The 26,129-nt window shown below is 69.8% G+C and carries 19 protein-coding genes and 1 pseudogene; 8 read left to right on the top strand and 12 right to left on the bottom strand.

Annotation, left to right across the window (positions count from 1 at the left end):
- Positions 1-60: 60 nt before the first annotated feature.
- The 3 genes from G3I71_RS14880 to G3I71_RS14870 all read right to left on the bottom strand — a co-directional run bounded on the left by G3I71_RS14880 (position 61) and on the right by G3I71_RS14870 (position 4,291).
- Positions 61-1,632: an APC family permease gene (locus G3I71_RS14880; RefSeq protein WP_164314881.1), complete on the bottom strand. Its 1,572-nt coding sequence runs from the start codon at positions 1,630-1,632 to the stop codon at positions 61-63.
- A 134-nt stretch (positions 1,633-1,766) separates the two neighbouring features.
- Positions 1,767-3,227 carry an aldehyde dehydrogenase family protein gene (locus tag G3I71_RS14875; RefSeq protein WP_164314880.1) on the bottom strand — a complete coding sequence of 487 codons (1,461 nt, stop codon included), beginning with the start codon at positions 3,225-3,227 and terminating at the stop codon, positions 1,767-1,769.
- A gap of 458 nt (positions 3,228-3,685) precedes the next feature.
- Complete coding sequence (locus G3I71_RS14870; RefSeq protein ID WP_164315235.1) at positions 3,686-4,291, bottom strand: hypothetical protein; 606 nt, start codon at positions 4,289-4,291, stop codon at positions 3,686-3,688.
- A gap of 419 nt (positions 4,292-4,710) precedes the next feature.
- On the opposite strand from G3I71_RS14870, the gene G3I71_RS14865 reads away from it, so the two are divergent.
- The 4 genes from G3I71_RS14865 (at position 4,711) to G3I71_RS14850 (ending at position 9,496) form a co-directional block, all read left to right on the top strand.
- Complete coding sequence (locus G3I71_RS14865; RefSeq protein WP_164314878.1) at positions 4,711-7,752, top strand: nitrate- and nitrite sensing domain-containing protein; 3,042 nt, start codon at positions 4,711-4,713, stop codon at positions 7,750-7,752.
- Entirely contained in the window at positions 7,749-8,189 is a 441-nt protein-coding gene (locus tag G3I71_RS14860; protein WP_164314877.1) for a roadblock/LC7 domain-containing protein, read from the top strand. Before G3I71_RS14865 ends, G3I71_RS14860 begins: the two co-directional genes overlap by 4 nt.
- Before the next feature lie 9 nt (positions 8,190-8,198).
- Positions 8,199-8,594 carry a DUF742 domain-containing protein gene (locus G3I71_RS14855; RefSeq protein WP_164314875.1) on the top strand — a complete coding sequence of 132 codons (396 nt, stop codon included), beginning with the start codon at positions 8,199-8,201 and terminating at the stop codon, positions 8,592-8,594.
- 296 nt (positions 8,595-8,890) lie between these two features.
- Positions 8,891-9,496: an ATP/GTP-binding protein gene (locus G3I71_RS14850; protein WP_164314874.1), complete on the top strand. Its 606-nt coding sequence runs from the start codon at positions 8,891-8,893 to the stop codon at positions 9,494-9,496.
- Between the two features lie 108 nt (positions 9,497-9,604).
- Here G3I71_RS14850 and glpK read toward each other — a convergent pair whose 3' ends face one another.
- The 5 genes and pseudogenes from glpK to G3I71_RS14825 all read right to left on the bottom strand — a co-directional run bounded on the left by glpK (position 9,605) and on the right by G3I71_RS14825 (position 14,380).
- A complete protein-coding gene (glpK, locus tag G3I71_RS14845) occupies positions 9,605-11,116 on the bottom strand; it encodes a glycerol kinase GlpK (protein ID WP_164314872.1) in 1,512 nt (503 codons plus the stop codon).
- A 56-nt stretch (positions 11,117-11,172) separates the two neighbouring features.
- The gene (locus G3I71_RS14840; protein ID WP_164314870.1) at positions 11,173-11,898 is read right to left on the bottom strand and encodes an MIP/aquaporin family protein; all 726 of its coding nucleotides are present in this window, start codon (positions 11,896-11,898) and stop codon (positions 11,173-11,175) included.
- 466 nt (positions 11,899-12,364) lie between these two features.
- Positions 12,365-12,609 (bottom strand): annotated as a pseudogene (locus G3I71_RS14835) (diguanylate cyclase); the annotation flags it as partial.
- Between the two features lie 158 nt (positions 12,610-12,767).
- Entirely contained in the window at positions 12,768-13,958 is a 1,191-nt protein-coding gene (locus G3I71_RS14830; RefSeq protein WP_164314868.1) for a lipid-transfer protein, read from the bottom strand.
- A complete protein-coding gene (locus G3I71_RS14825) occupies positions 13,955-14,380 on the bottom strand; it encodes a zinc ribbon domain-containing protein (RefSeq protein WP_164315233.1) in 426 nt (141 codons plus the stop codon). The genes G3I71_RS14830 and G3I71_RS14825 overlap by 4 nt, the downstream gene beginning before the upstream one ends.
- A 243-nt stretch (positions 14,381-14,623) precedes the next feature.
- Between G3I71_RS14825 and G3I71_RS14820 the strand changes: the two genes are divergently transcribed.
- Positions 14,624-15,157: an NUDIX domain-containing protein gene (locus G3I71_RS14820; RefSeq protein WP_164314867.1), complete on the top strand. Its 534-nt coding sequence runs from the start codon at positions 14,624-14,626 to the stop codon at positions 15,155-15,157.
- Between the two features lie 6 nt (positions 15,158-15,163).
- Here G3I71_RS14820 and G3I71_RS14815 read toward each other — a convergent pair whose 3' ends face one another.
- Entirely contained in the window at positions 15,164-17,530 is a 2,367-nt protein-coding gene (locus G3I71_RS14815) for a TIM-barrel domain-containing protein (protein WP_164314864.1), read from the bottom strand.
- A 181-nt stretch (positions 17,531-17,711) separates the two neighbouring features.
- On the opposite strand from G3I71_RS14815, the gene G3I71_RS14810 reads away from it, so the two are divergent.
- A complete protein-coding gene (locus G3I71_RS14810) occupies positions 17,712-19,688 on the top strand; it encodes an acetoacetate--CoA ligase (protein WP_164314862.1) in 1,977 nt (658 codons plus the stop codon).
- Between the two features lie 21 nt (positions 19,689-19,709).
- Here the strand turns inward: G3I71_RS14810 and G3I71_RS14805 are convergent, their stop codons facing one another.
- Complete coding sequence (locus G3I71_RS14805; protein ID WP_164314860.1) at positions 19,710-21,029, bottom strand: aminotransferase class I/II-fold pyridoxal phosphate-dependent enzyme; 1,320 nt, start codon at positions 21,027-21,029, stop codon at positions 19,710-19,712.
- Between the two features lie 45 nt (positions 21,030-21,074).
- Between G3I71_RS14805 and G3I71_RS14800 the strand changes: the two genes are divergently transcribed.
- Both G3I71_RS14800 and G3I71_RS14795 read left to right on the top strand, forming a co-directional pair.
- Positions 21,075-22,349, top strand: coding sequence for an MFS transporter (locus G3I71_RS14800; protein WP_343242964.1), 1,275 nt, complete (start codon positions 21,075-21,077; stop codon positions 22,347-22,349).
- A gap of 21 nt (positions 22,350-22,370) precedes the next feature.
- Positions 22,371-23,264 carry a hypothetical protein gene (locus G3I71_RS14795; protein WP_164314858.1) on the top strand — a complete coding sequence of 298 codons (894 nt, stop codon included), beginning with the start codon at positions 22,371-22,373 and terminating at the stop codon, positions 23,262-23,264.
- A 72-nt stretch (positions 23,265-23,336) separates the two neighbouring features.
- Here G3I71_RS14795 and ptsP read toward each other — a convergent pair whose 3' ends face one another.
- Together ptsP and G3I71_RS14785 are read right to left on the bottom strand one after the other, a co-directional pair.
- Positions 23,337-25,007 (bottom strand): phosphoenolpyruvate--protein phosphotransferase, encoded by a 1,671-nt coding sequence (ptsP, locus tag G3I71_RS14790; protein WP_164314856.1) that lies wholly within the window; start codon positions 25,005-25,007, stop codon positions 23,337-23,339.
- A gap of 77 nt (positions 25,008-25,084) precedes the next feature.
- Positions 25,085-25,534, bottom strand: a complete 450-nt coding sequence (locus G3I71_RS14785; protein ID WP_164314854.1) for a PTS glucose transporter subunit IIA — start codon at positions 25,532-25,534, stop codon at positions 25,085-25,087.
- Positions 25,535-26,129 lie beyond the last annotated feature (595 nt).

Here is a 26,129-nt window from a genome sequence, read left to right as displayed (position 1 = left end):
ACTGACCGGGCGATGTGAGGTTGGTCCATGTGGGGCTGGTCCATGTGGGGTTGACCTCCTTCAGTCGGCCGCCGGGGCGGCGAGGGTAGCGGCCGGCGTGGCCGGGTTCTCCTCAAGACGGTGTCCGGCGAGCACACCCGTCCGGTGCCGCTGGACGAACCAGTAGTAGGCGAAGCCGCCACCCGCGATGACCGCGACGAACAGCACGGCGCCCCACTGGAGGTACCAGTGGAAGGGGGCGGTGGCGTTGTAGACCGAGGCTCGCGGCCAGATCAGGTTGATCGTCATGACGGCGCCCCAGATCACGGCCCCGATGTTGACGAGCAGGCCCCAGCGGCCCAGTGAGAACTTGCCGTCGCCGGCCGGCTGCCACCTGCCGCGCAGCCGTGCCACCAGCATGGGTCCGGTGACGCCCAGATAGGCGAGGTAGATCATGATGATGCCGATGCTGGTGACCACGGTGAAGATCTGCGGCTGGCGGATGTTGACCACCAGGATGCTCAGCGCCAGCACACCGACGATCACGGCCGGCAGTACCGGCGTCTGGAAGCGCGGGCTGACCTTCGCGAGCAGTGAGGACGCGGGCAGGTTGTTGTCGCGGGCCATCGCGAACGCCAGCCGGATCGCCGCCGTGTGCACGGCCAGCGCGCAGACGGTCACCGCGATCAGCACGCACCACAGCATCGCCTTGCCTGCAGTCGGCCCGAGCACGTCGAGCACGACGTACTGCAGGCCGTCCGTGGACAGCTCCTTGCCCTTGAGGCTGGAGACGCTCATCAGCGCGAGGAGGAGGACCAGGCCGCCGAGGACGAAGGAGGCGACGATCGCCCGGATGATGGCGCGTGGCGCGTTCCGGGACGGATCGCGGGACTCCTCACCGAGCGACGCCGCGGTGTCGAAGCCGTACATGACGTACGCCGATGCCAGCGAGGCCACCAGGAACGCGCCGAGGTAGCCGGCGCCGTGGCCCGCACCCGTGCCGTTCGTCTCCATGACGACCTGCGGACCGCGCGTGATGTGAACGGCGAACAGGACGATCAGTACGACCGTGGCGACGAGCTCGATGAAGACACCCGCCGTGTTGATCGTGGCCATCAGCTTGACGCCGAAGGCGTTCACCACAGTCGTGAAGAGGATCAACACGGTGGCCAGGATCACCGCGTTGGTGGCCACGTCGTACTTGCCGGTGCCGTCCCCGACGATCTGGAACACGCTGGAGATCTGCGGCAGCGTGAGCTGGTAGGCGAGCGCCACCGCCGCGATCGACACGATCGAGGCGATCAGCATCATCCAGCCGGCCAGCCAGCCCAGGTGTGGATTGCCGACCTTCTTGGACCAGTTGTAGACCGAGCCCGCCACCGGATAGCGGGCGGCCAGCTCCGCGAAGCAGAGGGCGACCATGAACTGGCCGACGAACACCATCGGCCACGACCACCAGTAGGCGGGGCCACCGCTGCCGTAGCCGAAGTAGAACAGCTGGAAGGTGCCGGTCAGGATCGAGATGTAGCTGATCCCGGCCGCGAAGGTGTGGAAGTTGCCGAGGGTGCGCTTGAGCTCGGGCTTGTAACCGAACTCGGCGAGTTCGGCGTCGTCCGTGTTCCCTGAACCTGTCGGTTGGTCGGTGGTTGCCATGAGCGGACTCCTGGGGGACCGGGGAGTGGGAGGGAGCGGCTCGTTGCGGGTGCCGGGATCAATGGGGGCGCACATTCAGGACGTACACAAGGGGAACGGCGCACAAATGACGCACAAAAGGAGCGGAAGGGGTGTCAGGCGAACCAGCCCTGCGGCGAAGGATCGGTGTTCCGGTAGATGTGCTTCGCTTCGCGGTACTCGGCGAGTCCCGAGGGGCCGAGCTCGCGGCCGAAGCCGGACTGCTTGAAGCCGCCCCACTCCGCCTGGGGGACGTACGGGTGGTAGTCGTTGATCCACACCGTGCCGATCCGCAAGCGGGCCGCGACCCTCTGCGCCTTGGCCTCGTCGGTGGTGAAGACGCCTCCGGCGAGCCCGTACACGGTGTCGTTGGCGAGCCGGACGGCCTCCGCCTCGTCCGTGAACCGCTCCACGGTGAGCACCGGACCGAACGACTCCTCCTGGACGACCGTCATCCGGGCGTCGCACTCGTCGAGCACCGTCGGCGGGTAGTAGAAACCGTCGTCGAGCCCCTCGGGGCGTGCCCCGCCGCAGCGCAGTACCGCACCCTCGGCCAGGCCCTGGGCGACATACGCCTCGACCTTCGCACGATGTGCCTCGGAGATCAGCGGGCCGGTCTGGGCCTCTTCGTCGAACGGGCCGCCGAGCCGGATCAGCTGGGCCCGCCGGACGACCTCGTCGACGAACCGGTCGTGCAGCGAGTCCTCCACCAGCAGCCGGGCCCCGGCTGAGCAGACCTGCCCGGAGTGCAGGAACACGGCGGTGAGCGCCATGTCGACGGCCATGTCGAAGTCGGCGTCGGCGAACACGATGTTGGGGTTCTTGCCGCCGAGTTCGAGCGCGACCTTCTTCACCGTTCCGGCCGCGGCGGCCATGAGGCGGCGGCCGGTCTGGAGTCCGCCCGTGAAGGAGAGCAGGTCGACGTCCGGATGGTCACCGAGCGGCGCGCCCGCCTCCGGGCCGGCGCCGAGGACGAGGTTGGCCACGCCCGCCGGCAGTCCGGCCTCCTCCAGGAGCCGCATCAGGTGGATCGCGGTGTGAGGGGTGAGCTCGCTCGGCTTGAGGACGAAGGTGTTCCCGGCCGCCAGTGCCGGGGCGACCTTCCAGGCGGTCTGGAGGAGCGGATAGTTCCACGGGGTGATCAGCGCGCAGACACCGACCGGTTCGTAGACGACCCGGCTGTCCACGCTCGGCGAGCCGGTGTCGATGACGCGTCCGGTCTCGTTCGCCGCGAGCCGGCCGAAGTAGCGGAAGCAGTTGACGATGTCGTCGATGTCGTAGGCGCTCTCCACCAGGCGTTTCCCGGTGTCGAGGGACTCCGCGCGGGCCAGCTCGTCCTTGTCTCGCACCATGAGGTCGGCGACACGCAGGAGCAGGTCACCACGCTCGGCGGCCGGCGTACCGGGCCAGGGGCCCTCGTCGAAGGCACGGCGGGCGGCGGTGATGGCCTCCACCGTGTCCTTGCCGTCCGCCTCGTCGACGACACCGACCAGGGAGCCGTCGGCGGGGCAGCGGATCTCGCGGGTGCGCTCGTCGAGCGCGGATCTCCAGGTACCGCCGATGAAGAGTTCGGGCATGTTCTCGTTCCTCCTGGTCAGCGCCACACCGAAGGCGCCCTTCCGGTTGCGCGCCTTTCCGGCCGAAGACGGTTCATGCCGAATGTGATCTTCGGCACACCCGATCGGGCGCTCGGCGACGCGTCACGGCCGGGGGGCTCCGTCCGGGACCCCTTCGTCGGCACCCAGCACACCACCGTTCCGGCGCGTCCGCGATGCAGTTGGAGGTCGTACATGCCCGCAGGAACCGAATAAACATTCGATCGCTTACTGGAAGTGTCCCGCGGGTTCCGCCACATCGGTGACCGGAGAGAACCCGTGGGGGAGGCCGACATGGCCGAAGGCGGCGCTCATCGGGGCCGCCGGGTCAGTGACGGGTCGGTGCGACGGTGGAGGGGGCGCGGCAGCCCTCGGCCCGCCCGGGCTCGTTCATATGGCTCAGGGCGCGGCCCTGTGCGGGTCCTGCCCGCCCAGGGCCCTCAGGGGTGCGACAACTGAGAGGACCCGCCGCCCTGCCTGCGTATGCGCTCCTGGGTCCGGGCGATGGTCCGGGCGAGTCGTCGGGCCTTGCGGCGTTCGCGCCGCAGCGCCCGTGCCGTGCTGCTGGGGGTCGACACCACGCCGTTGCGCTGCCTCCAGACCTGGCGCGTCACCCACACGTCGAGCGCGGCCCAGGTGGCCAACACCGTGCTGGCCACGCTGCTGATCACCATCGGGAAAGCCAGCCAGGAACCGGCCAGCGTGGACAGGAAGGCCACCATCGCCTGGATCAGCGTGACGGAGATGACGAGCACCGCCCGCACCGCCGCCGTACGCACCGGGTCCGGCAGTCGGCGCCGACGTGCGGGCTCCTCGATCCACAGCTGTCGGTAGGAGGGCTGCGCCTCCGCCCTCGCCGGTGTGGGGAGTTGCTCGGCCGCGGTGGAGGCGTGGACGCGGCCGGAGGATGGTTCGGTGCCGCCGCTGCCCCTGCCGTCGCCCATGTCCGGGCCCGTGCCGTTGTTCCTGGCGCCCCCGTGCACCACCAAGGGTGCCGCAACCGCAACGCCGTTCCCGAGCGTTTCGCGTCGTTCCGCCGTGCCCATCACGTGTCACTCCCCACCGCCCAGCAGACCGCCCGTCCCGGTGTCGGTGACACCGGCTCCCCAGTGGTTGCCCGGCTTACGCTGTTTTACGCGGCCTGTGCGCGGGATGCGGACCCTGCTGACGGTTCCGCCACCCATCTCCTGTGTACAAAGACGATCGACGTGTCTCGAAGATTCCCGTCAAACGTAAAAATCCAGCCAAACGGCCAAGTTGGCCGACGACTGGCCTCGTGCGGTCATGCCGGATTCGAGGAGGCAATCTCCCGTAATGATCGGACAACTCGCCATGTCTCGCCCGGAGCGCGGCAGTTCAGACCTCAGACAGGTCTTCGAGTTCTCTGTGGGTCAGTAGTAGGCTCACGCCGATTATTGACGCACATGTGTACCCCCGCGTCGACGGGGGCGAGCTGGGGGAGGCCATGCGCTTTCGCGGGAAGTCCATCCGCCGGAAGATCGTGGCGCTGCTTCTCGTGCCGCTGGTGTCCCTCACCGCGATCTGGGGCTTCGCCACCGTACTCACGGGGCGTGAGGCGGCCGAGTTGTTCAATGTGTCGTCGATCGTGGAGAAGGTCAGCTACCCCACCGAGGACGCGGTACGCGTGCTTCAGCAGGAGCGGCGCCAGACCCTCGTCTATCTTGCCGACCCCCGTGCCTCCGATGCGCTGGCGGCCCTTCGTCGCAGCCGCACCGCCACCGACGACGTCATCGGCAAGATCCGTGACAACGCCGACAAGTCCAGCGTGCGCAACTCGATCAGCGGCAGCGACAGCGAGCGCCTCACCGCCGTCCTGGAGGCGTTCGACGGCATCGGCCCGTTGCGCCGCAGCGTCGAGGAAGGCACCGTCACCCGGACCCAGGCACTGAACCTCTACAACAACCTGGTCGACCCCTGTTACGTCCTGCTCGCCAACCTGCACATCATCGACAACCTGGAGATGGACAAGCAGGCCCGCGCCCTCGTCAACGCCGCCCGTGCCCGCGAACTCCTCTCCCGCGAGGACGCCCTGCTCGGCTCGGCACTGGTCGTCGGCAAGCTCACCCGCGACGAATCCCGCGACATCTCCGACCTCGTGGCGCAGCGCACCGTCATGTACGACGTCAGCCTGCCGCTGCTCCCGCTGACGGACCGCGCACGCTACGAGCGGTTCTGGAAGAACGCCTCCACCGCGCCGCTCCGGGTGGCCGAACAGGCCGCCATCGGCGCCGAGTCCGGCAAGCCGCGGGGCGTCACGGCGAAGAGCTGGGACACCACGGCCGGCGATGTCCTCGACGAACTCCGCAAGCTCAACGACGAGTCGGGCGACCGCTATCAGGACCGGATCCGTCCGGTCGTGATGGGCGTCATCGTCAAGGCCGTCGTCGCGGGCGTCCTCGGACTGGTCGCCCTGCTGTTCTCGCTCTTCCTGTCCGTACGCATCGGCCGCGCCCTCATCCGCGACCTGCGCCAACTCCGCCTGGAGGCCCACGAGGCGTCCGGCGTCCGGCTGCCCAGCGTGATGCGCCGTCTGTCGGCGGGCGAACAGGTCGACGTGGAGACCGAGGTCCCGCGCCTGGAGTACGACAAGAACGAGATCGGCGAGGTCGGCCAGGCCCTCAACACCCTGCAGCGCGCCGCCGTCGAGGCCGCCGTCAAACAGGCCGAACTCCGCTCCGGAGTCTCGGAGGTCTTCGTCAACCTCGCCCGGCGCAGCCAGGTCCTGCTGCACAAGCAGCTCACCCTGCTCGACACCATGGAACGCCGGACCGAGGACACCGACGAACTCGCCGACCTGTTCCGCCTCGACCACCTGACGACCCGTATGCGCCGGCACGCCGAAGGCCTGGTGATCCTCTCCGGGGCCGCGCCCTCCCGGCAGTGGCGCAAACCCGTCCAGCTGATGGACGTCGTACGGGCCGCCGTGGCCGAGGTCGAGGACTACGAGCGCATCGAGGTCCGCAGGCTGCCCCGGATGGCCGTCACCGGTCCGGCCGTCGCCGACCTGACCCACCTCGTGGCCGAACTCCTGGAGAACGCAACGGTGTTCTCGCCCCCGCACACGGCCATCCAGGTCCTGGGTGAGCGTGTCGCCAACGGCTTCACCCTGGAGATTCACGACCGGGGCCTGGGTATGGCGGCGGAAGCACTGCTCGACGCCAACCTGCGACTCGCCGAGACACCCGAGTTCGAACTGTCCGACACGGACCGGCTCGGCCTGTTCGTCGTCAGCCGGCTCGCCCAGCGGCAGAACGTCCGGGTCTCCCTCCAGCCTTCCCCGTACGGCGGCACCACGGCCGTCGTCTTCGTCCCCGACGCACTCCTCACGGACGACATCCCGGACACCAACGGCATCGGCTTCCGCCTCGACCGCGCCCGGCCCTCCAAGGAGACCGAGTTCGAGGAGAGCCGCAGGGCCGCGCTCTCCTCGGCACCCGTGCGCCTCCCCGGCCTGCCCGCCTCACTCATCGACGGGCCGGTCGAACTGGAGGCGCCGGTCGAGCTGGACGCCCTCAACGACCTGCCCGGTTCCTTCGGTGACGCGGACAGCGAACCCGGCGTACTTTCCCGGCCGCACCGCTCGATCCCCGGAGCGACGGGCGAAACGAGCGACGTCCCAGGCGAGCAGCAACAGCAGACTTCCGGAAGCTGGCGCGCACCCGCCCCCGACGGGGTGGCCGGCCGTTCGGGAGATCCCATGACGCTGCCGCGCCGCCGTACCCCGAAGCTGGTCAGCTCCCACGGCCGTCCGGTCACCGAACAGCCGCCCCGGCGCAGCCCGTCGTCGTCGGACGAACAGTCGGCGGAGGGTGTGGGTTCGACGGACCCGGACACGCTGGCCCCGCTTCCGGCCCGCCGCCGGGGCGACACAGCGACCCACCGCGAAACGGAACCGGGCGACGCCTTTGGCGACCGCACGGAGTCCCCGGTGCGGCGTTGGGAGGGCAGAGGGGAAACCGTCGGCCGTGGTCTCGACGACCGTACGGATTCAACGGCTTCCAGGGGCTTCACCGACCGTACGGAAATGTCCGCCTCGCGTTTCGGAGACCGATCCGTGAGCAGCCGTCCCGACGGGCCCGCCCGTGGTGTCGGCGGGCGAGCGGAGACGGGACGCAACGGCCTCGGTGACCCGGCGCCACAAGTCCCGGCACTTCCGCAGCGTGACCGGCGTGGTGGCTCCGGCGGGACCGCCTCCCGCCCCGGTGCGGCGGCCGACCCCGCCGCCTCCGGTGCGGCAGGGCTGCCCCGCCGGGTACGCCAGGCCAACCTGGCTCCGCAGCTGAGGGACGGCCCGGAGCGGCGCGCCGAACGGACGAAGCCACGTCCCCAGGACGGGGCCGACCTGTTCGACCGCGACGCCGACGAGGTCCGCAGCCGCATGGCCTCGCTGCAGCGCGGCTGGCAGCGTGGCCGTGACGAGAACGCCGAGGGCGACAGCGCCCAGGACGGCACAGCGCAAGGAACGAGTAAGGGGGACGGTCGATGACCGCACCGAAGCCGACCGGCCAGACCTCGAGCGACAAGGCGTCGGGGGAGCTCAACTGGCTCCTCGACGACCTCGTCGACCGGGTCGCCAGCATCCGCAGAGCGCTCGTGCTCTCCGGCGACGGACTGCCCACCGGGGTCTCCAGGGACCTCAGCCGGGAGGACAGCGAGCACCTGGCCGCGGTCGCCTCCGGATTCCACAGCCTCGCCAAGGGTGTGGGACGTCACTTCGACGTCGGCAGTGTCCGCCAGACGGTCGTGGAGCTCGACGACGCCTTTCTGTTCGTGACGGCAGCCGGGGACGGCAGCTGCCTGGCCGTGCTCTCTGACGCGGACTCGGACGTGGGTCAGGTCGCCTACGAGATGACTCTCCTGGTGAAGCGTGTCGGTGTGCATCTGGCGTCTGCTCCGCGCACCGATCTGCCCGCAGGCGGGTAGTGGGATGACATGAGCGGAGACGGCCAACCCAGAAGCCACTGGTTCGACGACGAGGCGGGACCGGTCGTCCGTCCGTACGCCATGACGCGAGGCCGCACCAGCCATTCGGCCCAGCACCGCCTGGACCTGATCGCGGTGGTGATCACGGAGGCGCACGCGGACGACCCGGAAGCCGATCGCACGCTGTCCCCGGAACACGTGGACATCGTCGAACTCTGTCGTGACACCCCGCAGTCGGTCGCCGAACTCGCTGCCGAACTCAATCTCCCCATCGGTGTGGTGCGGGTCCTCATCGGGGACCTCGTGGACGAGGAAATGGTCCATGTGACGCGTCCCGTACCCCCCGCCGAGCTGGTGGACGAGAATATTCTGCGCGACGTCATCAACGGCCTCCGGGCGCTCTGAGCAGCGCGGAAGCGGGGTAGAGACGTGACAGGCCGACAGTTTTGGGACGATCGCGGCGGAAACCTCACCGACACCGGGGAGCCCGTCGAGGCCGTCCGGACGGGTACGACCGTCGCCACCGACGCGCCGCGCATCGCCGCCGACGGCGCCGTCCCGCGCGGCAGCATCGGTACGGGAGAATGGCGCGGTGGAGACGGGCCGGTTCGCCGTCCCGGCGACGTACGTCATCGAAACCCCGGGCGGCGGGGGCCAAGGCCCACCGCCGACCGACCCCGAACAAGCAGGAGAAGAGACCGATGATCTTCGGGCGTTCTGAGCGCGGCAAGCCCCCGGTCGAGCCCGTCACGCTCAAGATCCTCGTGGCCGGCGGATTCGGTGCGGGCAAGACGACCCTCGTCGGCGCGGTCAGTGAGATCAAGCCGTTGCGCACCGAGGAGTTGCTCACCGAGGCGGGCCGCCCGGTCGACGACATCAGAGGGGTGGAGGGCAAGAACACCACCACCGTGGCCATGGACTTCGGCCGCATCACCCTTCGCGAGGACCTCGTGCTGTACCTCTTCGGGACGCCCGGACAGGACCGCTTCTGGTTCCTGTGGGACGAGCTCGCCACCGGTGCGCTCGGCGCGGTCGTCCTCGCCGACACCCGCCGCCTGGAGGACAGCTTCGCCGCGGTCGACTACTTCGAGCGGCGCTCCATACCCTTCCTGGTCGGCGTCAACTGCTTCGACGGAGCGTCCCGTTACCCGTCGGATTCCGTCCGGGCGGCGCTCGACCTCGACCCCAACGTGCCGCTCGTGCTGTGCGACGCGCGCAACCGGGAGTCGGTCAAGGAGGTCCTCATCGGAGTCGTCCAGCACGCGATGGCGTACGCGGCCGACCGCCGGGCGACCGTCACCACCTGACAGCTCTTCACCGCCCCGCACGTGCACGGCCCGTACCCCCGCCGACCGGGGTACGGGCCGCGGTCCGAAGGCACGCGCGCGCGTGGACGTGTCCTGCGAGGGGTGACCCTAGCCCCGGCCGTCCTCCTCCCAGCCGAAGCTCTTCTCCACGGCCTTGCGCCAGTTGTGGTACTCGCGGTCGCGGACCGACGCCTCCATGGCGGGCGTCCACTCGACGTCCTTCTGCCAGTGCGACTTCAGCTCGTCGAGGTCGTTCCACACCCCGGTCGCCAGCCCGGCCGCGTAGGCCGCTCCCAGGCAGGTCGTCTCGGAGACCTTCGGACGGATGACCGGCACCCCGAGGACGTCCGCCTGGTGCTGCATCAACAGGTTGTTCTTCGTCATCCCGCCGTCCACCTTCAGGGTCGTGATGCTCACCCCGGAGTCCTGGAACATGGCGTCCACGACCTCCCGCGTCTGCCAGCTCGTCGCCTCCAGCACCGCGCGCGCCAGATGCCCCTTGGTGACGTACCGCGTGAGACCGGTGACCACCCCGCGCGCGTCGGAGCGCCAGTAGGGCGCGAACAGGCCGGAGAACGCGGGCACGATGTACGCGCCGCCGTTGTCGTCGACGCTCGCCGCGAGCGTCTCGATCTCGTCGGCGGTACGGATGATGCCGAGCTGGTCGCGGAACCACTGCACCAGTGCACCGGTGATCGCGATGGACCCTTCGAGGCAGTAGACGGGAGCCTCGCCGCCGATCTTGTAACCCATCGTGGTCAGCAGACCGTTCTTGGAGGGAACGGGCCGGTTGCCGGTGTTGAGCAGCAGGAAACTGCCGGTGCCGTACGTGTTCTTGGCCGTCCCCACGTCGTAGCAGGCCTGGCCGAACACCGCGGCCTGCTGGTCGCCCAGCGCGGAGGCCACGGGGACACCCGCGAGCTGGCCCACCCCGGTGCCGTACACCTCGGCCGAGGACCTGATCTCGGGGAGGATCTTCTCGGGGACGTTCATCGCGGCCAGGATGGACGCGTCCCATTGGAGGGTCTCCAGGTCCATCAGCATGGTGCGGCCGGCGTTGGTCACGTCGGTGACGTGCCGTCCGCCGTCCGTGCCGCCCGTCAGGTTCCAGATCAGCCAGGAGTCGATGGTGCCGAAGGCGATCTCGCCGCGCTCGGCGCGGGCACGCAGGCCCGGCACGTTGTCCAGCAGCCAGGCCGCCTTCGGGCCGGAGAAATAGCTGGCCAGGGGCAGCCCGGTCTGCTCGCGGAAACGATCCTGCCCGTCGGTGCCGCCGAGTTCGTGGCAGAGCGCGGCCGTACGCGTGTCCTGCCAGACGATCGCGTTGTGCACCGGCTTGCCCGTGGCGCGGTCCCACAGGACCGTCGTCTCGCGCTGGTTGGTGATACCGAGTGCGCTGAGCTGGTCGGCGCGCAGCCCGGCTTTGGCGAGTGCGCCTGCGACCACTGCCTGGACCTTCGACCAGATCTCGGTGGCGTCGTGTTCCACCCACCCGGGCTTGGGGAAGATCTGGCGGTGCTCGCGCTGGTCGACGGCGACGATCGCGCCGTCGTGGTTGAAGACGATGCAGCGACTGGATGTGGTGCCCTGGTCGATCGCGGCGACGAACTTGTCCGTCATGACGTCCCCTTCGTGGGAAGCTCCGGAAGTCTGCGGCCCCGGCACGCGCGTGCGCGTCAGAAGGCCGCGTTGAAGACGATCCCCGCCAGCGCGCCGCCGATCAGCGGCCCCACCACCGGGATCCACGCGTAACTCCAGTCCGAGGTCCCCTTGTTGGGGATCGGGAGCAGGGCGTGGGCGATGCGCGGGCCCAGGTCACGGGCCGGGTTGATGGCGTACCCCGTGGGACCGCCGAGCGACAGACCTATGCCGACCACCAGGAAGGAGACGATCAGGATCGCTGTGCCGGACTCGCCGAGCCCTTTGGTCAGACCGAATGCGAGGATCGGCAGAACCAGCGCCATGGTCGCGATGATCTCGGTGACGAGGTTCGCCACGGGATGGCGGATCGTGGGCGTAGTGGAGAAGATCCCGAGCGTGGGCTGGGCGATCTCCTCCTCCGTGTTGGCCTGGAACTGGGCGTAGTAGACCAGCCAGCACAGGATCGCGCCGAGGAAGGCGCCGACCATCTGTCCGGCGATGTAGAAGGGCACCTTGTCCCACTCCCCGGTGTCGACGGCGATCCCGATCGTCACCGCGGGGTTGAGATGCCCTCCGGACAGGGGCGCGGCGGTGTACGCCCCGGCGAGTACACCGAAGCCCCAGCCGAACGTGATGACGACCCAGCCGGCGTCCTTCGCCTTGGAGTAGTTCAGTACGACAGCGGCTACCACGCCGGCGCCGAAGAGGATCAGAATCGCTGTACCTATGATCTCGCCGACAAAGATGTCCCCATTGCTCATGGCGGCTCCTGGGCCCTCGCCCGGGGCGATCCGGCCCCGGTCGACCTTGCAGAGTGCGTTCCCATGGCTACTTCAGCCGAGGGCGGGGAGCTCCCGCGCCCATCCGGCGTCCGTGACGAGCATGCTGCCGCAGCCGAATCGCACGCAGGGAAGGGCCCGTGGCTCAGAGGGGGCCCGCACGGCGCATTGTCTGAATACGCCGAGAATGTGCGGCGATGCCGACTGACACCGGAAGTGTTCTCCGACGTCCTGTGGGCGTCAAGGTCGCCGACGACAATGGTTGAGGCGCTCGGTTCTCGGGGGACGCGGCGACGGTCACCGTGCGGCGGCTTCTCCGCCGATGCCGGTCGTCCCGCCGCCCTCACCCCGCCTGGGCGGGAGCCGTTCCCGGACCCTGCCGGATCCCGTGCCCGGGATACCTGCCCGTGCGAGCACCCAATCCGCTCCGTCGAGGGACTCGCCCCGGCTCGTCACCGGCCGCGAACCCGGCACCGTCGTTGACCCGTTCGAAGTGGCCGACGTCCAGTCGGCTCGGCGCGAACGCCCGCTCGTGCGCGATCCGTTGGTCCACCACCCGGTGATCGCGTCCGAACCGGGCAGCCGCGTCAGCGGATCGAGCCACGCCGCCTCCTCGCCCCGGCTCTCGGCGAGCGCTTGTACGAGAGCCGCCGGCTGTACGACGCCCACATACCGCCCATGCCGGTCGACGACCGTGCGCGGCGGGTCGCCGTCGGCGAACACGTTGACGTGGACCGGCAGCAGCCTCCCGGTTGCCGACCGGCGGGCAGGCGCAACGGGGAGTGTCCGTCCGGCGTGGCGATTCCCGGCCGTGCGTGTACCGCGCACGGCCGGGAACACCTATGTGTGCATCACCGCACCGCGATCACGGAGGAACCGTGCCCGAACAGACCCTGGTTGGCCGTGATGCCCACACGCGCCCTCGCGACCTGCCGGTCACCGGAGTCGCCCCGCAACTGCCATGTCAGCTCGCACACCTGGGCTATGGCCTGCGCGGGGACGGCCTCTCCGAAGGAGGCGAGGCCGCCGCTGGTGTTGACGGGTATGCGCCCGCCCAGGGCCGTCGCGCCCTCCCGGAGCAGCTTCGCCGCCTCGCCCTCGTCGCACAGACCCAGATCCTCGTACCACTGCAACTCCAGGGCCGTGGACAGGTCGTAGACCTCGGCCAGGGAGAGGTCCTCGGGGCCGATGCCCGCCTCCTCGTAGGCCGCGCGTGCGATCGACGCCCGGAAGGTCCCACCCGTCGGCTCCACCGTCGCCGCCGAGTCCGTGGCGATGTCCGGCAGGTCCAGGACGGTGGTCGGGTACCGCGGTGTCACCGTGGACACCGCCCGGATCCGCACCGGCTCCGCCACCCCGTGCCGGCGCGCGAACTCCATGCCGGTCAGCACCAGCGCGGCCCCGCCGTCCGAGGTGGCGCAGATGTCGAGCAGCCGAAGCGGATCGGCGACCACCGCGGACGCGGCGACCTCGTCGGCGGTCACCCGCTTGCGGTAGCGCGCGTTCGGGTTGAGGGCACCCAGGGCCGCGTTCTTCACCTTGACCTGCGCGAAGTCCTCCAGGGTGTCGCCGTGCAGGGTCATCCGACGCCGCGCGTACAACCCGAAGTACGTCGGGTTCGTCGCCCCCAGGACCCGGAACCGCAGCCAGTCCGGATCGTCGGACCGGTCCCCGCCGGCCGGCCGGAAGAATCCCTTCGGCGCCGAGTCCGCGCCCACGACGAGCACCACCTCCGCGAGCCCGGCGAGGATCTGCGCGCGTGCCACGGCGACCGCCTGCGCCCCGGACGCGCACGCCGCGTACACGCTGGTCACCCGGGCGCCCTGCCAGCCCAGCGCCTTGGCGAACGTCGCCCCCGCCACATACCCGGGATAGCCGCCGCGCACGGTGTCCGCCCCGACGACCGAGTCGACGTTCCGCCAGTCGACCCCCGCGTCGGCGAGCGCCGCGCGCGCGGCGGCCGTGCCGTACTCGGTGAAGCCGCGCCCCCACTTGCCCCAGGGGTGCATGCCCACGCCGAGCACTGCCACCTCTCCGGTCATCTCACCGCCCCCGTCGGCCGCCAGTGCCAGGTCGTCCAGGTCGTCTCCGCGTCCTCGTGGAGCACACCCGGGACGACCTCCACCTCCATGCCCACCGTCAGATCGGCGACGGTGACCCCGGGAACTGCCTGTCCCAGTACCACCATCCGCTCGGACTCCAGCTCCACAGCGATCAACGCGTACGGCTCCCACGGAAGTTCCGGATCGGTCACATACGGTGACGGAGGCCGGTATCGACCGTCGGTGTACGACCAGACGCGCCCACGTCTGGACAGCGGAACCTCGTCCAACTGGCCGCCCCGGCAGCCCGGATTGCGGCAGTGGACATCCTCGCGAGGGAAGAAGACCGAGGCGCAGGCCGAGCAACGGGTGCCGAGGAGCCGGAAGCCGTCCCCGTCCTCCGTGAACCACCCGGCGACCACAGGTGTACGGACGCGTGCCACATCCCCTCCAGAGACCTGGATCTGACGGAACGTCAGAAGTGTGGCACGATCACCCCGGATTGGGCAGCCGTCGCACAGAACCGCGCACGCCCTGTGCGCGTCGTCGTATCGGTAGGGACGGCCGGGGTCCACGGGGGTGGTTCCGGCCGTCCCTACCGCACGGCAAGGTCCCGAGGCGCCCCCGGACGGTCTCCGTCCGCATGATCGGATACAGTCCGCCGCGTGTCCGTAAAACAACTATCAACCGACAACTCCGCGCCGGGCTCCCACTGTTCGAGCTGCGGAGCGCCCTACGGAGAGGGCGTTTCCGGCTGGCCCCGCACCTGCCCCGCCTGCGGCACCGTGGCCTACCGCAACCCGCTGCCCGTCGCAGTGGCACTCCAGCCCGTGTACGACACCAAGGGGGCCGCCCTGGTCGTCATCACCCGAACCATCGCCCCCGCGCGCGGAGGCACCGCCCTGCCCGGCGGGTTCGTCGACCATGGCGAGGACTGGCGGCAGACCGCTGTCCGTGAACTCAGGGAGGAGACAGGCATCGAGGCGGCGAGCCGCGACGTCCGGCTCGTCGACGCGATGAGCTCGCCCGACGGGCACCTGCTGCTCTTCGGAACCCTGCCGGAACGCCCCGCCGACCAGCTGCCGCGGTCCGAACCCACGGACGAGACCGACGGCTGGCACCTTCTGCGCAGGCCGGAGGAGCTCGCCTTCCCGCTGCACACAGTGGCCGTACGCGCCTGGTTCGAGGGCCGATACTGAGCCCGCTCAGCGCCCGTCGAGTCCTCGTACGCGCACGGGATGGGGCGACTCGCTCACGCCGTCCTCCCCCTCCCGCTCCACGACCACTCGACGCCCCTCCCAGCGCGTGACGTACCGCTCGACCTCCGGCTCCGCCCACCCGTCACCCGCGTCCTGCACCACAAGCCCGCCCCCGGTATGTCCGCGGGCGGGCGCCCAGACCTCCAGCTCCAGGCCGCCGTCGTCGCCCCGCACAGGCACGACGGCGCCCGCGCGCGCGAGAACCGGAATCCGCGACAAGGGGGCGTCGACCAGCACCTGACAGGGCCCCTCGTACGCCTGCTCCGTCACCGTGTCGTACCAGCGCCCGCGCGGCAGCCGCACCGCCCGCCGGTCCGCACCAGGGTGGAGCACCGGCGCCACCAGAAGACAGTCACCCAGCAGGAAGGCGTCCTCGCAGTCGCGCAGAGCGCGCTCCTCGGGCGCCTCCCACCACAACGGCCGCACATAGGGCGCTCCCGTGAGGCGCGCCAGATGCGCCAGCGTCATGAAATACGGCTGCAGACGCCGGCGTTCGACGAGTGCCACGCGCGCGTGTGCCAGGACGTCCGCACCGAACTCCCAGGGCTCCCTGCGCCCAGCCCGCAGACTCGCGTGCGTGCGGAACAAGGGCAGACAGGCGCCCAGTTGGAACCATCGCAGATACAGCTCCGGCGACGGGCTCCCGTCGAAGCCGCCCACATCAGTGCCCGAGTAGGGCACTCCGCACAGCCCGAGGCCCATGACCAGCGACAGCGACGCCCGCAGCCCCGGCCAGCCTGTCGCCACCTCCCCGGACCACGCCCCTCCGTAGCGCTGCATACCGGCCCAGCCGGACCGGGAGAACATGAACGGCCGCTCCTCCGGCGCAAGTTCACGCAGCCCCTCGTAGGCGGCCTGGGCCATGCACAGGGCGTACACGTTGTGCGCCTCGCGATGGTCGCCGCCGTGCCCCTCCAGTCCGTGGCGGGCGGAACGCGGCAGGGTCGACTCTCCGAAAGCGGTGAAGGACGTGGGCTCGTCCATGTCGTGCCAGAAACCGGCGAATCCCTGCCCGAGCCGCTCCTCGTACAGCCGGCCCCACCAGGCACGCACGCGCGCGTGCGTGAAGTCGGGGTAGACCGAGTCCCCGGGCCACGCGACTCCCCGTACGAGCCGCCCCGACGCGTCCCGTACGAACGCGTCCTCGGCGCTCCCGCTGTCGTACACGGTGTCGCCCGGCTCGGCCCTGACCGCGGGGCCGACGACCGACACCAGACGTATGCCGTCGCGCCGCAGATCCTCGGCGAGGGTCGGCAGTTTCGGGAACCGCTCCGCGTCGACGGTGAACACCTGGTGCCCGTCGAAGTGGTCGATGCCGAGATGGACCGCGTCGAGCGGCAGGTCGTGCTCCTGATGGCCCGCGACGATCCGCCGCGCCTCCTGCTCGCCGCCGAGGCCCCGGCGCGCGTGGTGGTGGCCCAGCGCCCACGAGGGCGGCAGCGCGGGCGCACCCGTGAGCGTGGCCCAGGTGTGCAGCACGCGCGCGGGGGTGCCCACCATCATCCAGCAGCGCAGCGGCCCGCCGTCCATCCGCAGCTCGGACGTGCCGGCCCGGTCATGCCCCGAACCCGCGCCCTCCGCACCCTCCCGCAGTGTCACCGTGCCGTCCCAGGAGGTGTCCTGGAACACCAGATGGGTCGCCGCGTCGGCCACCACCAACTGCACCGGCATGGTGATGGGCGACGGATCGTCGCCGGGACCGAAGGCGCGACCGGGATCCGTGTTCCACAGGCGGTACGTTCCGTCGCGCAACCGCGGTCCCGAGGCGCGCCCGCCGAGCCCGAAGAACCGCGCGTCCGCGGCCACCTCGGAGCGCTGAGTCCAGCGGCTCGTGCCACCGCCCACGGGTTCCCACCAGCGAGGCGGCAGCTCCCGTCGCAGGCTCACCCCTCCGGGGGTGAGCACTTCCACCGCACCGTGCCGCGAGACCACGACCGTCACCCGCTCGGCCACGACCCGCCAGCCGCCGTCCGTGTCCGGCTCCAGCGACGCCCGGGGATCCGGCTCCGGACAGCGGCCGGCGAGTGCGTACGACGGCTCGGGACCGGCCCCGTCCCAGCCCCAGAAGAGCGCCCCGTTGACGGCGACGACGATCCGCAGCTCTGACCTCGCGAACCGGACGACACCACCACCGGGCCCCGGCTCGACGTCTCGCACGGGCCCGGGCACCCGCGCCAGCTCGGCACCCCGCGGCGGCAGCCCGGCGGCGTCGGCACGCCTCCGGCGCCAGGCGGCCCGCACGGTACGCAACCCCTGGGCCGCCCCCGCCGAACCGACCGCCTTCACCGAACGCACCAGGTCACGACCTTCCATGCTGCTCAGCCTGCCACTGACTTCGCCCGATAGGCGCACAGTTCAGCAGCCGTTCACCCTGGTAGGGACCACATCTTCATCTCCACGACACGACCCCCGCGCGGCGCGCCCTGGTGTCGGAGTCGATCAAATGGCATGGTCCGTGTCAGCCGTGTCACGCGCACAGTCCGGGAGCCGCCCCATGTCCACCACGAACCCCACGCCTCTCTGGCAGCCCGACCGAGAACGCGTCGCCCGGGCCCGGATCACCAAGTTCCAGGCATGGGCGGCCGAGCACCACGGAGCCCCCGCCGACGGCGGCTACGCAGCACTGCACGCCTGGTCCGTGGACCAGCTCGACACGTTCTGGCAGGCCGTCACCGAGTGGTTCGACGTGCGATTCTCGACGCCCTACGAGCGCGTACTCGGCGACCGCTCCATGCCCGGCGCGCAATGGTTCCCCGGGGCGAAACTCAACTACGCCGAGCACGCCCTGCGCGCCGCGGACACCCGCGCGGACGAACCGGCCCTCCTGCACGTCGACGAGACCCACGAACCCCGCCCGGTGACCTGGTCCGAGCTGCGCCGCCAGGTCGGCTCCCTCGCCGCCGAGCTGCGTACGCTCGGAGTGCGCCCCGGAGACCGCGTGAGCGGCTATCTCCCGAACGTTCCCCAAGCCGTGGTCGCTCTGCTCGCCACGGCCGCCGTGGGCGGCGTATGGACGTCCTGCGCCCCCGACTTCGGCGCCCGCAGCGTCCTCGACCGCTTCCAGCAGGTCGAACCGGTAGTGCTGTTCACCGTCGACGGCTACCGCTACGGCGGCAAGGAGCACGACCGCCGTGACACGGTCGCCGAACTCTGCCGGGAACTGCCCACCCTGCGCGCGGTCGTCCATATCCCGCTGCTGGGCACCGAGCCGCCCGAAGGCGCCCTGGAATGGTCCGCCCTCACGTCCGCCGATGTGACACCGGCCTACGAGCAGGTCGCCTTCGACCACCCCCTGTGGGTGCTCTACTCCTCGGGCACGACCGGCCTCCCCAAGGCGATCGTCCAGTCCCAGGGCGGCATCCTCGTCGAGCACCTCAAACAACTCGGCCTGCACTGCGACCTGGGGCCGGAGGACCGCTTCTTCTGGTACACGTCGACCGGCTGGATGATGTGGAACTTCCTCGTCTCCGGCCTCCTGACGGGCACGACGATCGTCCTCTACGACGGCAGCCCCGGCTACCCGGACACGGGTGCCCAGTGGCGGATCGCCGAACGTACGGGGGCGACCCTTTTCGGCACCTCGGCGGCCTACGTCATGGCCTGCCACAAGGCCGGAGTGCACCCGGCCCGGGATTTCGACCTGTCCAAGGTGCAGTGCGTCGCCACGACCGGCTCGCCGCTGCCCCCCGACGGATTCCGCTGGCTGCACGACGAGTTCGCGGCGAGCGGGGCCGCCCTGTGGATCGCCTCGGTCAGCGGCGGCACGGACGTGTGCTCCTGCTTCGCAGGAGCCGTACCGACGCTCCCGGTGCACATCGGTGAACTCCAGGCACCCGGACTGGGCACCGACCTCCAGTCCTGGGACCCGAGCGGAAGACCCCTCGTGGACGAGGTCGGCGAACTCGTGGTCACCAACCCGATGCCGTCCATGCCCATCCACTTCTGGAACGACCCCGACGGCAGCCGATACCACGACAGCTACTTCGACACCTATCCCGGAGTGTGGCGCCACGGCGACTGGATCACCGTCACCTCGCGCGGCTCCGTGATCATCCACGGCCGCTCCGACTCCACGCTCAACCGCCAGGGCGTACGCATGGGGTCGGCCGACATCTACGAAGCCGTCGAACGACTCCCCGAGATCAAGGAATCCCTCGTCATCGGCGTCGAACAGCCCGACGGCGGCTACTGGATGCCCCTCTTCGTCCACCTTGCGCCCGGTGCCGTCCTCGACGAGGCCCTGCTGCACCGCATCAAACAGACGATCCGCGAGCAGCTCTCCCCGCGCCACGTCCCCGACGAGGTCATCGAGGTCCCCGGAGTTCCGCACACCCTCACAGGCAAACGCATCGAGGTCCCGGTGAAGCGCCTTCTCCAGGGCAGTCCCCTGGAGAAGGCCGTCAACCCCGGCTCCATCGACAACCTGGACCTGCTGCACTTCTACGAAGAGCTGGCCCGCAAGCGCGCCTGACAGGCGCCCCCGGAACAGCGGTCAACCGCCGTAGGTGGCCTCGGACTCGCCCAGAACAGAGGCGAAGTCCGAGGCCAGCCGCGCCGCGTCGGCCGACTGGAGGTCAGCCACCGCGATCCGTACCGCCGGCCCGGACACGAGCCGGAACCGCGCCCCGGCCGCGACCCACCAGCCGTACGACCGCAGCCCGTTCACCACGGCGGATTCGTCCGGCACGGGCACCCACACGTTCATCCCGCTCGCTCCCTGGGCCGGGATCCCGTGCCGTTCGAGCTCCTGCAGCAGAGTGGTCCGCCGCTGTGAGTACGTTTCCCGCGCACGTGCGACCAACGCGCGCGTGGCGTCGTCCGTCATCAGCCCGTACACGGTCTCCTGGAGCAGATGACTGACCCAGCCGGAGGTCAGCAGCATCCGTCCGTCGTGCCGGGCCAGCGTGGTCGGGTCACAAGCCGCCGCGGCCCACCGCAGGTCGGTCCCGAGGAACTTGCTCACCGTGCGGACGTGCACCCACCGCGCCAGTCCACCCGAGGTCAGCGTGTACAAGGGAGCGTCCGCGACGGCGGACGCGTGATCGTTCTCCACCACCAGAACCTCCGGCTCCTCCCGGAGCACCCCGACAAGCGCGTCCCGGCGCGCCACCGAGAAGCACCCACCGCGCGGATTCTGCGCGCGCGGACTGCACACAACAGCCCGCACACCCGCCCGAAGCGCCGCTCGCAGCGCTTCCGGAAGGAGCCCCTCGTCGTCCACGGCGACAGGGACGTTGCGCAGCCCCAACGCGGTCACCAGATCGAGCAGATGGTGGTACCCAGGGTCCTCCATGGCCACCGCATCGCCGGGTCTCAGCTCCACCGACAGCAGTCGCCCGATCAGATCCAGCGCCCCGTGGGCGAAGGCCACGTGCTCCGTAGGCACCCCGTCGGGCCCGAACCACTCCCGGACGACATGTTCCAGCCGCGTCACCCGGGGCGTCGCACGATGCGACCGGGCGCCGGGGGAGAGGTGCGAGGGCGGCACCAGCCGCGGAAGCAGCTGCGGATCCGGGTGACCGCCGGCCAGGTCGCGCAGTCCGGCCGGGACTCTGGGAGGCCGCCGCGAGGCGACCGCGGGAGCAGCCGCCACGACGGTCCCGCCCCGGCCACGCGTGACCACGATCCCGCGCCGCCGCAACTCCTTGTAAGCCGTCGCGACCGTCCCCGGACTCACCTCCAGTTCATCGGCGAGCCGCCGCACGGGAGGCAGCGCGGCCCCCGGCCGCAACGACCCCTCGGACACACCTCTTTCGACGGACGAGGCAATCCCCTTGGCCGTCGTACCGCTGATCCTATATTGTGTTGCCACGTTGACGATTATGTATCAGTACATAAATTAAAGCAAGGGGGAAACGTGAATCCACTGCGCCGTGCGGCTGCCTGGACCGACCGCGTACCAGGAGGCCACCACGGCCGCAGAATGCTCCTGATCACCTTCGTCGACCGCATCGGCAGCGGTCTGTGGGCATCCGTCTCCGTCCTGTACTTCACCTATGTCTCCGGCCTCTCCATCGTGCAGGTCGGCACTCTTGTCGCCGCCGCAGGAGCCGTCGGCATCGCCGGAGCGCCGATGGGCGGCCACCTTGCCGACCGCTTTCCGCTCACCCGTGTCCTGGTCGCCCTCCAACTGATACGCGCCCTGGCCTCGTTCGCCCTGCTCACGACCGATCACTACGCGGTGCTCCTCGCGTGCACGGCCGTCGGCGGCTTCGGCGACCGCGCGTCGAGCGTCATCACCAAGCTCTATGCCACCCGCGTCGCCGGACCGGACCGCGTCCGGTACCAGGCGATCAACCGGACGGCCGCCAACGCGGGATGGGCCCTCGGCGGCCTCGCCGCCGCAGCGGCCCTGGCCTTCGGTACCACCGTGGCCTACCAGTGGCTTCTCGTCGGCGACGCGCTCTCGTTCGCCGCCACCGCGATTCTCACTCTCCGCTGCGCCGAACCCCCCTCGCCCTCCCGCACGGTGGCCACGTCGTCCGACGCCACACCCGCGACCGGACCGGCGAATCCCTGGCGGGATCGCACCTACCTCGCCTACGTCGCGACCGAGGCCGTCCTCTTCCTCGACGACGCGGTCTTCAAGGTCGGCCTGCCCCTCTGGATCGCCCACACCAGCAGCGCACCGACCGGCCTCGCCCCGCTGCTGATGGTGCTCAACAACGTGATGGTGGTGGCCCTCCAGGTCCCCCTTGCCCGCTTCGGCGCCACCACCAAGGCCGCTCGCAGACTCCTGCGCCCGCTCTCCGCGGTCTTCGCCCTGGGCGGTGTCACGATGGCGCTGTCGGCAACCGGTACGGCTGCCTCCGCGACGCTGTTCCTCACCGTCTCGGCCGTCGCCTTCACCCTGGCCGAGATGCTCCACACCACCGTCTCCTGGGAACTCTCCGTCGCCCTCGCTCCCGACACCGCTCAGGGCGCGTACCTCGGGGTCCACGGACTCGCGCAAGCCGTCCAGCGCACCATCGGGCCACTGGCTGTCACTGCGGCCATCGCCACCGGCCCTCTGGGCTGGACCGGCTTCGGCGCCGGCATCGCTGTGACCTGCATGATCCAGCACCGGCTCGTCCGTGACCGTCTGACCCGAAAGCCACTGTCAGTGGCTCCCGTTACCGTGAGTGAGCATTGATCGCTGCACGTAGGGGGAACCATGTCAAACACCGGCCACTCGACCATGCGGCGCGTTCTGCGCCGCGAAATCGCGGGCACCATCGGCCTGCTCACCGACGAGCACGACTTCCGGGCGATGCGGCGCTACCGCACCTTCACCTTCCAGAACCACACGGACTACCTCCGCGAGGTGGAAGCTCTCCTGAAGAGCCTCGCCGCCCAGGGCAACCACACCACCGTGGCGCTCTTCGACCCCGAGGAGTACGCCGAGTTCTGCGTCTCCACCGGCCTCGACCCGGACGCCCCGGCCAGCCGCACCCGCTTCACAGCGGAACTCGCCACCACGGGCCCGACCGTTCCGTACGACGGCCAACCCCTCGCCGAACTGCTTCCGCACCTGGTCGACGAGGCCGTCCGCCAGGCGACCTGGGAGTACGCCGCCACACTCCTGGCACGAATCGGCCCCTGCGCATCCTGCGGTGAGGACATCGGACGCGCGGCCTTCGCCCGTGCCTCGAACCTCCTTGTCCGCATCCTCGACACCGCTCCACAGGGAAACAGGCACCTCGTCTGCAGCGTCACAACATCAGCCGAAACACTCGTCGCCGTCCTCCACGCAGACGACGACAGTGAGGGCGCGACAGAACTCGACGAGGCCGAAGCCCTCGAATTCACCACGGTCCTGGCTCTCGGGCTCGCCACCCAGAGCCCCGGAGGCCTGGTCATGCGCACCACGGCCCCCGGCACCACCGACCGCATCTACGGCTGGCACCTGCGCGGCAACGGTGTCGAGCCGCTGACCGCAGGCGAGGTCTTCGACGCCTACTGCACGGACGCCGAATCAGGCGACCTCACCTCCCCGGAACCGGACGTCGACTACTGCACACCCCCCGACCTCGGAGGAGAGGAACCGACGACGGGCCACATTCACTGAACGAGAGCGGGCGAGGGGCGCCCCACACAAAGTGGAACGCCCCTCGCCCGACGGCGTGGTTCGGCCGGCCGACTACTCGCCCGACAGCACCGCCTGAGCAGCGTCGCGAGCCTCGTCGGCGCTGTCCGCAGCCCGGGCTGCCACGGCGGCCCGCTCGCACTGCGCCAGCGTGTACTTGGCCAGCGACGCCCGCACGTAAGGAATCGAAGCCGCGCCCATGGAAAGAGAGGTGACACCCAGACCGATCAGCACACACGCGAGCAGCGGATCCGACGCCGCCTCACCACAGACACCGCAGCTCTTGCCCTCCGCCCTCGCCGCCTCGGCGGACAGCGCGACCAGGTCGAGCAGCGCGGGCTGCCACGGATCCTGCAGACGGGAAACCGCCCCCACCTGGCGGTCGGCGGCGAAGGTGTACTGCGCGAGGTCGTTGGTCCCCAAGGACAGGAACTCGACCTCCTGCAGGATCGAGCGCGCCCGCAGCGCGGCCGACGGTATCTCCACCATCGCACCGAACTTCGCCCGCAGGCCGGCCGCACGGCACGCGTCCGCGAACGCCTTGGCATCGGCACGGTCCGCCACCATCGGGGCCATGACCTCAAGGTGAACAGGCAGCCCCTCCGCGGCTTTCGCGAGCGCCGTCAGCTGCGTACGCAGGACATCGGGGTGGTCGAGCAGGCTCCGAAGACCGCGCACACCCAGAGCCGGGTTCGGCTCGTCGGCGGGCGTCAGGAAGTCCAGTGGCTTGTCCGCGCCCGCGTCGAGCACCCGAACGACGACGCGCCCCTCGGGAAAGGCCTCGAGAACCTGCCGGTACGCCTCGACCTGCTTCGCCTCGGTCGGCGCGTTCTTACTGTCGTCAAGAAAAAGGAACTCGGTACGGAAGAGGCCGACACCCTCGGCCCCGGCCTCAACAGCAGCCGGTACGTCCGCGGGCCCGCCGACGTTCGCCAGCAGTGGCACCTTGTGACCGTCGGAGGTAGCACCCGGCCCGGTCGAGCCGCCCAGCGCCGCCTTGCGCTGGGCGGCTGCCGCCTGCAACTGCGCCTTCTTCTCGGCACTGGGTTCGACGAAGATCTCCCCTGTGCTGCCGTCCACCGCGATCACTGTGCCCTCGGCGAGCTCACCCGCACCGGGCAAAGCCACCACAGCGGGGACACCGAGGGCTCTCGCCAGGATCGCGCTGTGGCTGGTCGGCCCGCCCTCTTCCGTGACGAAGCCGAGCACCAGGGTCGGGTCCAGCAGCGCGGTGTCGGCGGGGGCGAGATCACGAGCAATAAGGACGTACGGCTCGTCACTGTCGGGGACACCGGGCATGGGCACCCCGAGCAGCCGGGCGACGATACGATTCCGCACGTCGTCGAGATCGGCCACGCGACCGGCGAGGTACTCGCCGGCACCCGCCAGGAGAGCTCGATACGAGGCGAACGCGTCGTACACAGCGCGCTCGGCCGTACTCCCGACCGCGATACGCCGGTCCACATCCGCTATCAGTTCGGGATCCTGGGCCATCATGGCCTGCGCCTCGAGCACTGCCTGGGCCTCGCCGCCCGCCAGATTGCCGCGTGCGTTCAGGTCCGCCGCCACAGCATCCACGGCCTGGCGGGCACGACCCTGTTCGCGCTCCGCATCTTCCGCCGGGATCTGCTTGGCAGGCGGTTCGAGGACAGCCGTTCCCATGTGCCGAACTTCGCCGATCGCCACACCGTGGCTCACGCCGACGCCTCGCAGAGTTGTCTCCATCTCACCGTCTCCGTTAATGCGGCGGGTCCCGCCGCCGCGGTGGGTTATCTGCTTACGGTCGCGGAACGGCGCTGACGTCACTGCCACCCGAAGAGGCTGTCGCCGGCCTTCACGGTGCCGTCTTCAACGAGATCGGAGAGGGAATCGGCCGCGGCTTCGAGCGCCACGACCGGGCACACCGGGGACTTGCCGGCGGCTTCCACGGCGGCAGGGTTCCAGCGCACGACGCTCTGCCCACGCGTCACGGTGTCGCCCTTGTTGACGAGCACTTCGAAGCCCTCGCCGTTGAGTTGCACGGTGTCGATACCGAGGTGAGTGAGTACACCGTGGCCTTCGTCGTCAACGACGACGAAGGCGTGCGGGTGGAGCGAGACGATGACTCCAGCCACCGGGGCGACGGCCTCCGAGGGCTCACGCACGGGGTCGATCGCGGTGCCGGGGCCGACCATGGCTCCGGAGAAGACCGGATCCGGCACGGCGGCCAGTCCGATGGCGCGTCCTGCAAGAGGGGACGTCACGATGGTCAAGGGAAGCCTCCCGGGGGTGGAGATCCATAGGGGCCGTCACTGCCTGTTCCCGGACGGCACACTGTTGAGCAGCGTATGTCATATGAAGTGCCGTTTCCGTGCGAGAGACGCCGGTTGGCATCACGGCAGCACCGTGCAATCGATTTGCGCCCGCTCCGATGGCCCGTGTACAGTCGTTCTCCTGCCTGGGGCGGAGTGACGCGATCAAGCGTCCTAGCCTGGCAGCATTCAACTTGTCAGATCCTAATCCCGGGGTCTCCTTCTGCATGCTTGCGGAACGGTGGTCAGGGAGACGGAAAATCACTGATAGAGTTTGAAACACCGAAGGGAAGCGCCTGGAGGAAAGCCTGAGAGTGTTTCTTGGGTGAGTACGAAGGAAGCGTCCGTTCCTTGAGAACTCAACAGCGTGCCAAAAATCAACGCCAAGTTTGTTGATACCCCGGCTCATGGGCTTTGTCTGTGGGTTGTGGTTCCTTTGAAGTAGTAAACACAGCGAGGACGCTGTGAACGGTCGGGCTTATTCCGCTTGACTGTTCCGCTCTCGTGGTGTGACCCGATTACGGGTTGACATTCACGGAGAGTTTGATCCTGGCTC

The organism is Streptomyces sp. SID12501 (assembly GCF_010550245.1).
Lineage (GTDB): Bacteria > Actinomycetota > Actinomycetes > Streptomycetales > Streptomycetaceae > Streptomyces.
Note: the sequence above shows the minus strand (reverse complement) of the source record. Positions and strands in the feature narration are given on the sequence as shown.